The organism is Pseudocolwellia antarctica (genome assembly GCF_049933045.1).
GTDB lineage: Bacteria > Pseudomonadota > Gammaproteobacteria > Enterobacterales > Alteromonadaceae > Pseudocolwellia.
Genome location: NZ_CP187926.1, coordinates 2,280,957 through 2,293,263 on the forward strand (window position 1 = coordinate 2,280,957; position 12,307 = coordinate 2,293,263).

The 12,307-nt window shown below is 35.0% G+C and carries 10 protein-coding genes; 4 read left to right on the forward strand and 6 right to left on the reverse strand.

Going from position 1 to position 12,307, the window contains the following annotated elements:
- Positions 1 to 1,146, reverse strand: a complete 1,146-nt coding sequence (locus ACPUVN_RS09900; RefSeq protein ID WP_426360477.1) for a beta-ketoacyl-ACP synthase III — start codon at positions 1,144 to 1,146, stop codon at positions 1 to 3.
- Between the two features lie 7 nt (positions 1,147 to 1,153).
- Entirely contained in the window at positions 1,154 to 2,077 is a 924-nt protein-coding gene (locus tag ACPUVN_RS09905; RefSeq protein WP_426369013.1) for a dialkylrecorsinol condensing enzyme, read from the reverse strand.
- Between the two features lie 141 nt (positions 2,078 to 2,218).
- Between ACPUVN_RS09905 and ACPUVN_RS09910 the strand changes: the two genes are divergently transcribed.
- Complete coding sequence (locus ACPUVN_RS09910) at positions 2,219 to 2,641, forward strand: DUF2141 domain-containing protein (protein ID WP_426369014.1); 423 nt, start codon at positions 2,219 to 2,221, stop codon at positions 2,639 to 2,641.
- 21 nt (positions 2,642 to 2,662) lie between these two features.
- On the opposite strand, the gene ACPUVN_RS09915 is transcribed toward ACPUVN_RS09910, so the two are convergent.
- The 3 genes from ACPUVN_RS09915 to ACPUVN_RS09925 form a co-directional block, all read right to left on the reverse strand.
- Positions 2,663 to 3,514, reverse strand: a complete 852-nt coding sequence (locus tag ACPUVN_RS09915) for a hypothetical protein (protein ID WP_426369015.1) — start codon at positions 3,512 to 3,514, stop codon at positions 2,663 to 2,665.
- A gap of 249 nt (positions 3,515 to 3,763) precedes the next feature.
- Positions 3,764 to 5,176, reverse strand: a complete 1,413-nt coding sequence (locus ACPUVN_RS09920; protein WP_426369016.1) for a DNA recombination protein RmuC — start codon at positions 5,174 to 5,176, stop codon at positions 3,764 to 3,766.
- 250 nt (positions 5,177 to 5,426) lie between these two features.
- Positions 5,427 to 6,950, reverse strand: a complete 1,524-nt coding sequence (locus tag ACPUVN_RS09925) for a fumarate hydratase (RefSeq protein WP_426360472.1) — start codon at positions 6,948 to 6,950, stop codon at positions 5,427 to 5,429.
- A gap of 170 nt (positions 6,951 to 7,120) precedes the next feature.
- Between ACPUVN_RS09925 and pabB the strand changes: the two genes are divergently transcribed.
- From pabB to ACPUVN_RS09940, 3 genes are all read left to right on the forward strand, one after another.
- The gene (gene pabB, locus ACPUVN_RS09930) at positions 7,121 to 8,602 is read left to right on the forward strand and encodes an aminodeoxychorismate synthase component I (RefSeq protein WP_426360471.1); all 1,482 of its coding nucleotides are present in this window, start codon (positions 7,121 to 7,123) and stop codon (positions 8,600 to 8,602) included.
- 101 nt (positions 8,603 to 8,703) lie between these two features.
- Positions 8,704 to 9,273, forward strand: a complete 570-nt coding sequence (locus ACPUVN_RS09935; protein ID WP_426369017.1) for a CoA pyrophosphatase — start codon at positions 8,704 to 8,706, stop codon at positions 9,271 to 9,273.
- Positions 9,274 to 9,610: 337 nt separating this feature from the next.
- Positions 9,611 to 10,990: an L-serine ammonia-lyase gene (locus ACPUVN_RS09940; protein ID WP_426360469.1), complete on the forward strand. Its 1,380-nt coding sequence runs from the start codon at positions 9,611 to 9,613 to the stop codon at positions 10,988 to 10,990.
- Between the two features lie 172 nt (positions 10,991 to 11,162).
- On the opposite strand, the gene cysB is transcribed toward ACPUVN_RS09940, so the two are convergent.
- Positions 11,163 to 12,137: an HTH-type transcriptional regulator CysB gene (cysB, locus tag ACPUVN_RS09945; protein ID WP_426360468.1), complete on the reverse strand. Its 975-nt coding sequence runs from the start codon at positions 12,135 to 12,137 to the stop codon at positions 11,163 to 11,165.
- Between the last annotated feature and the right edge of the window lie 170 nt (positions 12,138 to 12,307).

Here is a 12,307-nt window from a genome sequence, read left to right on the forward strand (position 1 = left end):
TTACACCACGCTAAGCTGCATAAAAGCAGCTGAGAATCGCCCACTTTCAGGAATATAACATAATATTTTCTGGCCTGACTTCAGCTCTTTAGTGGTAAATAACTCTTCCAACATAATGAAAATAGAAGCGGAACCTGTATTGCCTTTTTCTGTAAGGTTAGTAAACCACTTATCATAAGGAATAGAAAAGTTAACGTTTACTAAGCCTTCAAATAATCGCTCTCTAAAATAATGTGATGAATAATGTGGTAAGAAAAAATCATAATCTTCAGCTGATATATTTCTTTTATTAATAATTTTAGATAGTGCTTTTTCAACCGTTGTTCTAACAATATTTTCGTTAAGCAATTTAACGTCTTGCTTTACTGACATTATGGATAGTTGTTCTCTTTCTTTAGCGCTGTAGTTCATCCAACCAACAAGCTGTCCGTCTTTTTTATCAGCGCCTGAATACATACAAGCTTCCATTTCATTAGCAAATGAATAGACATCAATCCAATCTATTTCTAATGATATTCCATCAGTGTTAGCTTGATCAGAAACTAACACCGAACCTGCTCCGTCACTTAACATCCAGCGTAAAAAGTCTTTTTCAAAAGCAATTTCTGGATGAGCATCTAGCTGAGAAATTTTATGTTCACATTCAGCTTCAAAGTTTTCTGACTTCATGATCCCTGACGCTAATTCACTGGCGACAACTACACTTTTTTTACTTTCACCTGATTTAATATTTAAGAAAGCATATTTCAATGCAGTAATTCCACATAAACAAATACCAGATGTTGAAACAGCTTCACAAGGTGGGTTTTTCAATTCGCCATGTACCATAACCGCATGATTTGGCATAACTTGATCAGCCATAGATGTACTGGCAACTAAGCTATCTATTGCATGTAAATCAGCTTCAGAATCAAAAAGATTACGCACAGCTTCAGCAGCTAAAGAAGCATTAGTGTAGTTAAACTCTCCTGTTTCAGGATCAATACCATAGTATCGAGATTTAATTCCATTACTTCTTAAAATTACAGGTTTAGCGCGTGATTTCTTCCCTGCTATTTTACCAATAACTGTTTCCATTTCTGAGTTTGAAACTTTCTTATTTGGAAGTACTGCTGAAATGTTATTAATAAAGACACGTTTTGCCATTACTCGGTCACTCTCCTGAAGGTTGAGCATAATACTGTTTTTGTTTAGCTATTTTATTCTTAAATATTGATGAAAGTAACTTTATAATTAATGCTGTAATGGGTACAACAGTAACAATCAAAATAACTAAAAATGTTGTGTAAAAACATAAACCTATTTTTCTTCGCAACGTATCTTGAGGTCCTAAAAGCATTAATAGCTTACCCCATACTTTGAAGCTACGGTGACCTATTTTTTCACTAAAAATAAACTTTTCATTTATTTTTACCGCATCTAAACCTGTCATCATAGATTGAGATAAATCGACATTTTCATTTGAAGGGTTGGAGAACTTTTCTTTAATGACTAATCCAAAACGTTCCGCAGCATTTATATCTTGCTCAGAAACTCCGGCTTTAGGCACCCAAGAAAGTGATTTTTTCTTACCCGTGAACATCCATAACGGAGTAGCTAAAAAACTAAAACCAGCGCCACATTCATCGGTAAGAACAATATTATCAATCAATTTAGCGTTTACATTAGCTAAGAGCCCTTTCATTTTTTCTTGCGCCGTTAACCACATTCCACGACAACCCAGTACGGTAATCGTAGGTGTATTTTTAAAAAGTATTTTTGCATCTTCTGTTTGTAAAAAACTTGAAATAGGGAGAGAGGGAGACAAAAACCACACTTGATAAGATAATATAATTAAGTCATATTTTTTATCTATTGGCGCCTGCGACGACAACTCTATCGGTTTCATATAAACAGATTCAGGCATAACTTGAAAAAAATCAAAGAAAGACCAAGGAAAAGAAAAGGCTTTTTTAGGCGTAACTTGGTGGTAATCAACAGTAACAGTTGCACTGTTTTTTAGAGGGCTGATAATAGCATCTGTGATCTGTTTCAACTGCCCTGTTTGTGAATAACCGATCACTAAAATATTGCGCACTAAATACTCCCTTTATTGCCCACCGAAATTAAGTCACGTATCATAGCAAAACCCTGAGTAAATAAAAACGATCTACTTTTGAACATAAAGACTTTAAAAAAAATAATACTATTAACTTCAATGGTTTTTGTGAACACATCAATGGCTCAGTCAACGCAGGATACTTTTAAATTAACCGTATTAATAAAAAAACTGAAAACCACAGAAACCCCAATTAAAATTGAGTTATTACAGCTATTGAATGATGAGAATAATGATTGGGAGTTAACTAACTTAGTTCAGACTAAACTTGTTTACCTCTCTGAAAAAAAGCTAACTGTCGAATTTGATCAATTAAAACATGGTTATTATGCAGTAAGAGCTTTCCAAGATAAAAACTTGAACAACAAACTCGATAAGTCTGCATTATTAATACCTAAAGAGCCCGTTGCCTTTTCACAAAACCCAAGTTTATTTAAAGGCGAACCGACTCCAGACAAAGCAGTATTTATAATTGAAGCTGACACTTTAATTTCTCTAAGCTTTAAACACCCTAGAAAAAAGAAAGTTAAAAAACACAGATAATTCAAACCAATATTAACTCATTTAAATCGCTTTATACTTCTCAATAATCTCTTGAAAGTTAACAGTGCCTTTTACATATGAATTTTCTGCTTTTGGTAAATCTTTATACGCACTATTAGCATAACGTCTGATTTTTATATGGTTAGTTTTTTCTGATACAAGCTCCATAACTTGGGTATATCTACCATTATCTAATTCGCCAAAACCACGACAAATCCAAGCTAATGTATCGGCTTGATATTCAGCTGAGTCTTTATAATGAATTAAAAGAAACTCACTTAATGCATCAGTAATGTCAGTATCAGTTTCTTCTTTAGCATAAATAGTTTGAGCCATATGCTTAATTGAGCCTAAATCGCCTTTAGCAATCGTAAATAACATACGCTCTTTTTTATTTAAGTCAGCTTTAGGTAAAATAGGTTCCACCTTAGAAGCGCGTACAGTCTCTTTATTTTGTAAAGCAGCTAAATCAAGTGTGCCTTTTTTATATCTATCAGCACCTTCAGGAAGTTGTTTATAAGAGCTTTTTGCGTATTTTCTTAATTTTTTTGGTGCGTCACTTTGAGCAATTCTAATTAATAAATCTCTATAACGCCCATCTTTTGTAGCCGCCAACGTTTTACATGCCCAAGCTAGAGTATCGACTTCAGTCGTTAATGCATTTTCATATTTTGATAGTAAAATCTCAGCCAATATATCGGCATTCTCACGATTAACTTCTCGTCCTGCATACATGGTTTGAGCTGCAAGTTTAACTTGTACCAAATCATTTGAAGTAAGTTGTTGGTATACATTTGCTTTAACGTTAATGGCAAAAGATACAGAAAGAGAGATAACCAATAGTATTGATAGTGATTGAAATATGTTTTTCACAGATAGTCCTTTATTTATTATTTATAACTTATATATGGTTTTATATGTTTCTTAGTCGTCGAAGAACGAAAGAATATCAAGCTGATGAATTAGCATCGTCACTTATGACGCTAACCCATTAAGCTCGATAGTATATTTTTATAGAGAAGAAAATAACACTTAAATTTGAAACACTTTTCAAGACAAGGTCATGAAGTGGAGACGTTTAGATGTAGATTTTCCGTTATAAATTAAGTAAAGCTTAGCTGTTTATTTCTGTTCTACTTGCTCTACATGTTCAGCTTCTTTATCTTCTTCAATCAAATCTAAATCAACACTTTCTATTTTTTCAAAGCGGTTTGATATTTTATCTGCTGACGTATGTATCTGTTTTACATCATTTGCCGCTTGGTCAATATGTTTAGCTAAGTTATTAAAGCGACTTCTAAAACGTCCAAAATCATCTGAAAGACCAGACAAGTGAGCTTGTATTACATGAATTTGTTTACGGGTTTCTTCATCTTTTAATACCGAACGCGATGTTGTTAGTATTGCCATTAATGTAGTTGGTGATGCAAGCCATACGCGTTTTTTATTGGCGTAATCAACTAAGTCACTTTGATGAGCATGTATTTCAGCAAATATAGCTTCTGCGGGAATAAACATAATAGCGCCGTCAGATGTTTCTTTATCAATTAGGTATTTATCGCTAATGTCATTAATATGTTTTTTGATATCGACTTTAAACTGTCTTTCTGCAGCTTTACGGTCGTGATCACCCAGTAAGTTATCTGCCATTTTCTTATAGCTTTCTAACGGGAATTTAGAATCGATAACCACGTTCCCTGTAGGCTTAGGTAACATTAATAAACAGTCGGCAATTTTACCGTTTGATAAGGTATGTTGTAGCGAGAAATGCTGCTCAGGTAACACATTACGAATAAGCGCCGTTAACTGAACTTCACCAAATGCACCTCTAGAACGTTTGTCGGCTAATACCTCTTGTAAGCTAACTACGTTAGTTGATAGTTCGGTTATCTTCTTTTGTGCATCGTCTATTAAAGCTAAACGCTGCAAAATGTCATTAAAGGTTTTTGTGGTTTTTTCAAAACCTTCTGCTAGACGTTGCTCAACTTGTGCGTTAATTTCTTTAAGGCGATTATCGGTTGAAAGTGTTAATTCATCTATGCGTTTAGCCATATTATCACTTGATAATTGCATAGCTTTTGAAAGTTCATCACGATTACTTTGACCTGTTTTGTTTAAATGTTCGGTCAATTGATCAATCGACTTTAATTGATTTTCATTAAAGGTATTTTGATGCTCATGTAGAATATTACTTAGTTGATGGCGACTTTCAAATAAGGTTTGAGATTGCTTTTCGCCTTGGTCAGAATGCTGACGTAAAAGCTTCAATTTAAAATCTGATATTTGCTGTTCAAAATACATTTTCAACTCAGACTGTTGTGACGCAGCTTGTTGATGAGTGGAACTAATGTAATGAATTGATTGCTGATGGTTTTTATCAGTTGTATGACTTAATAATCTTAATTGCTCTTCTAATTCCGAGTTGCCTTGTTTTCTAAACACAATAACAAGCAATAAAACTAAGATGAGGAATACGCCAGCTAATATTAAAAGAGAGTATAAATCTGTAGGGAAACCTTGGAGAAACGCAGCCATAAAGCACCAACACTGTAAAAATGAACAGTTATTAAATCATAATTATCAATTAACGGCTAGAAATACTCTTATTTTTTATAGTAAAGAATAATGATAAACACATTAAATTCTGTAGGTTACGTTTATTTCATAACAAATTTAGGTGTTTATAAAAGCAAAAAACGCCATAAGTTTTACCTTATGACGTTTTATTAAAGCTAGATAAGCTGAGTCCAGTTTAAACCGGGTAATCTCTGCTTAGCTAAAAGTTTTAGCCTTTAGCTTTCTTATCTGCTTCTTCAATATTCAATTTCCAAATTTGAGGACCAGTAACGTGCGCTGATTCACCAGTAGAATCAACAGCTACAGTTACAGGCATGTCTTCAACTTCAAATTCATAAATCGCTTCCATTCCCATATCTTCAAAGGCAACGACTTTAGCTTTCTTGATTGCTTTAGATACTAGGTAAGCAGCGCCACCCACAGCCATTAAGTAAACTGACTTATGGTTTTTAATACTTTGACAAGTTTCTGCGCCACGTTCAGCTTTACCAATTGTGCCTAATAAGCCTGTTTCAGCTAGCATCATTTCAGTAAATTTATCCATACGTGTCGCTGTTGTAGGACCTGCTGGGCCAACGGCTTCGTCGCCAATAGCATCTACTGGACCAACGTAATAAATAAACTTGTCTGTGAAGTCTACTGGCAATTTCTCGCCTGCAGCTAACATCTCCTGAATACGTTTATGAGCAGCATCACGACCTGTTAAAATAGTACCTGATAATAAAACAGTTTCACCTGTTTTCCAGTCGCTAATATCTGCTTTTTTAAGTTCATCAACATTAACACGACGAACATTTTCACCTACTTCCCAAGTAATTTCTGGCCATTCTTCTAATTTAGGTGGTTTAAGATCTGCAGGACCTGAACCGTCTAAGTGAAAATGTACATGGCGAGTAGCAGCACAGTTAGGGATCATAACAACAGGTTTAGACGCTGCATGTGTTGGCACTGAGTTGATTTTAATATCAACAACAGTTGTTAAACCACCAAGACCTTGAGCACCAATACCTAATTTGTTAACACGTTCAAAAATCTCTAAACGTAGTTCTTCTTCAGCATTTTGAGGACCACGATCCATAAGTTCTTGAATGTTTACTGGATCCATCAAGCTTTCTTTAGCTAATACACCTGCTTTTTCAGCCGTACCGCCAATACCTATGCCTAACATTCCAGGAGGACACCAGCCAGCACCCATAGTAGGTAATGTTTTAACAACCCAGTCAGCAATTGAATCGCTTGGGTTTAACATAGCCATTTTAGATTTGTTTTCTGATCCGCCGCCTTTAGCTGCGATCATAATTTCAACACCGCCACCTGGCACCATATCAATATGTACTACTGAAGGCGTGTTGTCTTTCGTGTTAATACGTTTGCCAGCAGGATCAGCAACGATAGAAGCACGTAAAGGATTATCAGGATTTAAATAAGCACGACGAGTACCTTCATCAACCATTTGTTGCACGGTTAAATCTGTTTTGTCCCACTGAACTTCCATACCTACTTTAACAAAACACGTAACAATACCTGTGTCTTGGCAGATTGGACGCTTACCATGAGCAGACATACGTGAGTTGATAAGAATTTGCGCAATAGCATCTTTAGCTGCTTGGCTTTTCTCGCGGTTATAAGCTTTTTCTAACGCTTGAATAAAATCAAGAGGATGATAATAAGAGATATATTGAAGTGCATCTTCAATGCTGTCGATTAGATCTTGTTGTTTGATAATAGCCATAATTTACCTTTGTCACATTTCCCTAAATTTAGAAAAAACCTATGAATATAAATTCATGAGAGGAATTAGTTGAAACTTATAATTTTGCCGATATGATACCTTGCTTGTTAAAGTGCCGCTAGTAACTTATTTAGTATAATTATACTCACATCTATTATAAGAAAAATGCTTTGTTAAAACTTCATAAACAATCAAGTAAAAGACTCCCTAAAAACCAAGAGATAACTTATAAAGTTATACCTTTGCCTAGTGAAATGTGTTCGAACGAAGTTTTTGCTGTTTTATCTGATTTACCTTGGTCGATGTGGTTAGACTCTTGTGATGGTGAACATGTAGATAGCCGCTTTGATATTATGGTGTGGGATCCTGTTGTTACCCTTTCTACCTCTAGTTCACAGGACGAAAAAGCACCAAATCAAAAACCTAAGTTATATAGCCAAACCACTATTACAAATAAATTTAAAAACTCGAGTATTACAAGCACTGAAGATCCGTTACATTTATTAAACCAAGCAATCGACGAAACCTTCATCAATATAAACTTATCACCTGAGATCGACAGCCCTTTTAAAGGTGGTGCTGTTGGTTACTTTGCTTATGACTTAGGCAGAGAATTTGAAGTATTACCTGAACTGTGTGAGCAAGACATTAACTTACCCAATATGGCTGTAGGTATTTACACGCAAGCGATTATTTTTGATAACCAAAGCAATACGTTTAGTTTACTCTGTATAGAAAATGAAAGAGCAAGTACTGAAGCGTTTTTGTTTAAGCTACTTAAGAGTAAGGCAGCAGAAAATTCAAATTTTGTACTTAATTCAGATTGGCAATCGAATATGACTGAATCTGAATACGCTGAAAAGTTTACTCAAGTACATAACTATATTTTAGCTGGAGATTGCTATCAAATAAATTTAGCTCAACGTTTTACAGCGAGTTATTCAGGTAATGAATTTGAAGCTTATCAAACGCTACGCAAAGAAAATAATGGTCCATTTTCTGCTTTTATACGCCTTGAAGATTCAGCTATTTTAAGTGTATCGCCCGAACGTTTTCTCCAGCTCAATAATCAGCAAGTTCAAAGTAAACCTATAAAAGGTACATTACCAAGACACACTTCACCTGCACTAGATAAGCAAGCGGCTGAAACTTTACAGCTTTCAACAAAAGACAGAGCAGAAAACCTGATGATTGTTGATTTACTTAGAAACGATATAAGCAAAGTCTGTGAAGCAGGTTCTGTTGTAGTGCCTAAGTTATTTTATATTGAAAGCTTCCCTGCCGTGCATCATTTAGTGAGTACTGTTGAAGGCAAGTTATCATCAGAGTTTACTGCTGCGGATTTATTACGAGGTGCATTTCCAGGTGGCTCTATTACAGGCGCTCCTAAAATCAGAGCAATGGAAATTATTGAAGAATTAGAACCTAACCGCCGTAGTGTTTATTGTGGTTCAATTGGCTATATTTCTGCTTGTGGAAATATGGACACTAGCATTACGATAAGGACGTTAATATGCGAGCAAAACAATATTCATTGTTGGGCTGGTGGCGGATTAGTTGCTGACTCTGTTTTAGCTAACGAGTATCAAGAAACCTTTGATAAGCTGAAAAAAATAACGCCAGTTTTAAAAAATAACTTCTATAATAATTAATGTTCAGGTTACATTATATTGAGTAAGCTCTACTAAAATTAACACGCTAACAACAAACAATTTTAAAAGCAGTTCAATTCAACATAGATGACGAGAAGCTAATGACTAAAGAAGAATTCTTACTTAAATATTCATTAAATAATAGCTCTGCTTCTATTCACGAATATCAACATAACAAACCACTGAGAGAAGCTGCCGTACTTATCCCATTAATTGACGATGGTACACAACTCAATGTATTACTCACTAAACGCTCACTTCATTTAAGACATCACGCTGGCCAAATAAGCTTTCCTGGCGGCAAAGTTGAAACAACAGATAAAGACTTAATAGATACAGCATCAAGAGAAACTTTTGAAGAAATTGGCTTACCACAAGAACTAATTACTATTGTAGGTAGCTTGCACTCTTATGATATTGTATCAGGTTTTGTAGTAACGCCTTATGTCGGTTTGATCCCTAACAACTATGAATTTACCAAAGATATTAATGAAGTCAGTGAGATATTTCAGGTGCCTCTTAAACATTTTTTAGATTATTCCAATCATATAACACTTAAAGTAGAGCGAAAAAGTCACACACATAACATCCATTTTATGCCCTATAAAGAATACAATATTTGGGGAGCTACAGCTTCAATGTTAAAAGATTTAGCTATTCATCTCAGTTAAAAGCCATTAAGCCGAGCTAAAGTCAGCTAACTAAAAATAGTAAAGTCTCAATTCATCTACATTCTGATTTAGTATCTATTTCATCTATTCAACTTTAAGTAAAAAAGCGCCTTATTCTTCTCTCAGTATTTTGATATTCTGCTAAAATTTAAATTATGCTCAATTCAAACACGCTCGGGTTCAAGTAATAAAACACGCTGTTAGCTTTAAAATAATTTAAAAATGTAAACCTATGAGTAACTTTTATTGTTATCTGCAATAGTTTTAATATAACATCACATTTCGAAATATAATTTCACAAAACAAAAACAAAGCAAACTTAAATTCGGAATTAAACATGATTAGTGTATTTGATATGTTCTCTATTGGCATTGGCCCTTCAAGTTCTCATACGGTAGGACCCATGAAAGCTGCCCATTTATTTGTTCAGCACTTATCAGAAACAAATAAAATAGATCAGGTTAAACGCGTTAAATGCGAATTATTCGGTTCGTTAGGACAAACAGGTATCGGTCATGGAACAGGTAAAGCTGTAATATTAGGACTTTGTGGCGAACAGCCTGAAACGATTCCTGTAGATGCGATAGATAACATACTTGAACAAGTCGTTAACACTCAAACTATTACTCTAAATAAAACCCATAATGTTTCTTTTCCGAAAAAAGACGCCATTATTTATCACCGAAAGAAAACCTTAAGTGCCCATTCAAATGGTATGACATTATTCGCTTTTGATGAAAGTGATGAGCTTATATTAGAAGAAACCTATTTCTCTATTGGTGGTGGCTTTATTGTTCAAGACTGCGATTTTGAAAAAGAAAAAGACAAAGCCCTTTCATTACATAGCAATATTAAACGCCCACATCGATTCACTAACGGTACTGAGCTATTTAATATCGCTAAAGAAAATCATATAAACGTTAGTACTATTATGATGAATAATGAAAAGTGTTTAAATGATGAGAAAACCATAAGAACTCAGCTTCTCAATATATGGCAAGCGATGCAGGATTGTGTGGACAAAGGTATTAGAACTGAAGGTATATTACCTGGCGGTTTAAAAGTTACACGCAGAGCTCCCGCCTTATACCGAACATTAACCGTCGAGAAGAATAGCGACCCGCTCGTCGCTATGGATTGGGTTAACTTGTTTGCGCTTGCTGTTAATGAAGAAAATGCTGCTGGAGGCAGAGTTGTTACTGCACCAACCAATGGAGCTGCGGGGATCATTCCTGCAGTACTGTGTTACTACAATAAGTTTGTTAAACCTGTAAGTGATGATGATTGTATTAAGTATTTACTTACCGCTGCAGCTATTGGCATTTTATATAAAACCAATGCTTCAATATCTGGCGCTGAAGTTGGCTGCCAAGGCGAAGTTGGCGTGGCTTGCTCTATGGCGGCAGGTGCTTTAACTGAAATTATGGGCGGTAACCCTCAGCAAGTAGAAAATGCTGCTGAAATAGGCATGGAACATAATCTAGGTTTAACTTGTGATCCTGTGGGTGGCTTAGTACAAGTTCCTTGTATTGAGAGAAATGCTATGGGTTCAGTAAAGGCGATTAATGCTTCTCGATTAGCTTTACGTGGTTCAGGTACACAAAAAGTCACTTTAGATAAAGTGATTAAAACCATGTGGGAAACAGGCAACGATATGAAAACCAAATATAAAGAAACATCTCGCGGTGGTTTAGCTGTTAACATTACTGAGTGTTAATAGTTTGGTATTGATCAGGTTTTGTTAGAATAAATATTATACCAAACGGATTACATGTATTGGAAAATAAGTTTGGCTTACTTACCCGTACTGTTATATCTCTAACTTTAAAATAAAGCACACATAAAAAAAGAGAGCTAATGCTCTCTTTTTTCTTTGAATAAAACAAAACTTAACGGATAGGCAATTCGATGTTCGAAAATAGCTCATCAATATCATTATTGTTTTTCAATAATACAGCTCGAGTCACTAAATCTCGATTAAGATGAGGTGCAAAACGTTCGATAAAATCAAACATATAACCTCTCAAGAATGTGCCTCTTCTAAAGCCAATTTTAGTTGTGCTACGTTTAAATAAATGACTTGCATCAATAGTCACTAAATCACTATCAATTTTAGGATCCATTGCCATAGAAGCAATAACACCAATACCAACACCCATACGAACATAGGTTTTAATCACATCAGCATCGGTTGCTGTAAATGCAATTTTAGGTTCACAACCTGCGCTTGTAAAAGCTTTATCGAGTTCAGAGCGACCCGTAAAACCAAATACATAAGTGACTAATGAATACTTGGCAATATCTTGAATAGTGATATCACGTTTTTTCGCTAATGGATGATCAGGCTTAACAATAATACTTCTGTTCCAGTGATAACACGGCAACATAATTAAATCGTTGTATAAATGCAGGGATTCAGTGGCAATAGCAAAATCAGTATCACCTTTTGAAGCAGATTCACTAATTTGAGCAGGCGTACCTTGATACATATGCAAGGAGACCTTGCTGTATCGCTTCATAAAGCCTTGAATAACTTCAGGTAAGGCATAACGAGCTTGTGTATGTGTAGTTGCTATACGTAGCTTACCTTCATCAGGTTGAGTGTGCTCACGAGCTACGGCTTTAATTGCTTCAACTTTAGAAAGAATTTCTGTCGCAATATTAATAACTTCATTACCCGCAGGGGTTACATGAGTTAAGTGCTTACCACTACGACCAAAAATTTGAATGCCAAGTTCATCTTCAAGCATCCTTACTTGTTTACTGATACCTGGTTGAGAAGTAAATAAACTCTCCGCTGTAGCGGAAACATTTAAATTATTGTTGAGGACTTCAACAATGTAACGGAGTTGTTGTAGTTTCATTTATGGCTGCTTCAAAGTTTCTTATTCCAAAAATATATACTTAATTTAAAATTTATTCCATATTAATTTTTATTTAACGTAATTTTTATCAAAAGATTATAAGGGGAAATTGCATTTAGTGACCTAAACACCCCTATTTTTTATCATATTTAGCGGTTATTTATACTGAT